Here is a 1,363-nt window from a genome sequence, read left to right on the forward strand (position 1 = left end):
CCGCACCGTCAACGGGGCCATTCGAATCCGCCGGGGCACGTAGCAGCCGCTTGCCCGCGGGTCCCGTCAGGGGTACAATCGCCCCTCCACCCGGAGGGGCGATGTCGTTCGAGCCGTTCGTGATGGAACGCTGGCAGAGCACCTGGGAAAACCGGGTTCGCTACAACCTGTCGGAAAGCGGCGTCCACCCGATGAGCACCCGCGAGCTGCTCGTGCTCGCCGGCGCCGCCGCCGACCCGCTCCTCGGCCTCGCCCTCGGCTACCCGCAGTCCAACGGCACCGAGCGGCTGCGCGCGGCCATCGCGGCGCACTACCCCGGCGCGACGCTCGATCACGTCCTCGTCACCAACGGCAGCGCCGAAGCGAACTACCTGAACTGCTGGCGCCTCATCGAGCCGGGCGATGGCGTCGCGATCATGCTCCCCAACTACATGCAGACCTGGGGGCTGGCGCGGACCTTCGGCGCCGAGGTGCGGCCGTTCCACCTCCGCGAAGCCAATGGTTGGAATCCCGATTTCGCGGAGATCGACGCCGCCATCGCGCCCGGGACGAAGCTCGTCATCGTCACCAACCCGAACAATCCGACTGGCAAGGTCTTGGCGAAGGACGCGGTGGACCGGATCGTGGCGCGCGCGGACGCCGTGGGGGCGTGGATCCTCTCGGACGAGGTGTACCTGGGCGCCGAACGTGCGGGCGGGCTGACGCAGTCGCTGTGGGGCCGGAGCGAGCGGGTGATCGTCACGAACGGGCTCTCGAAGGCCTATGGCCTGCCGGGACTCCGCATCGGCTGGTGCGTCGCGCCACCCGCGCATGTCGCGGAGCTGTGGGCGCGCAAGGACTACACGACCATCGGCCCCACGGTGATGAGCGACGCGCTGGCCGCACTCGCGCTCGCGCCGGCAACGCGCGCCCAGATCTTCGAACGGACCCGCGGGATCATCCGGTCCAACTGGGACGTGCTGGAGCGGTGGATGGCCGGGATGGATGGCGAGTTCACCTACCGGCCACCCGACGCGGGAGCCATCTGCTACGCGCGCTACCGGTCGACGGCGAACTCCTCGGCGCTCGCGGAAGTCCTGCGGCGGGACCACGACGTGCTCATCGTGCCGGGCGACCAGTTCGGCATGGACCGCTTCGTGCGGCTCGGCTTCGGCTCTCCGGTGGAGGACCTGGAGGCCGCGCTGGCGCGGGTCGCGTTAGCTTTCCGGCAGGTGGGGGACTAGCACCGTGGGGCCGATGGTCGTGTAGTCCGTGCGCGCCCACAGCTCCGCGACATGCGCGGGTGGCGCGACGCACCCGCCGATGCGGAGTCCCGGCAGGCCATAGGCCTTCGAGAGCCCGGTCGTGCCGATCACCCGCTCGC

1 protein-coding gene is annotated in these 1,363 nt (G+C 70.6%); it reads left to right on the plus strand.

Going from position 1 to position 1,363, the window contains the following annotated elements; translation table 11 throughout:
* The first annotated feature begins 101 nt into the window (after positions 1–101).
* A complete protein-coding gene (locus Q8Q85_01805) occupies positions 102–1,223 on the plus strand; it encodes an aminotransferase class I/II-fold pyridoxal phosphate-dependent enzyme (protein MDP3772979.1) in 1,122 nt (373 codons plus the stop codon).
* The last annotated feature ends 140 nt before the right edge of the window (positions 1,224–1,363 follow it).

The sequence above is a fragment of the Gemmatimonadales bacterium genome, assembly GCA_030697825.1.
GTDB lineage: Bacteria > Gemmatimonadota > Gemmatimonadetes > Gemmatimonadales > JACORV01 > JACORV01.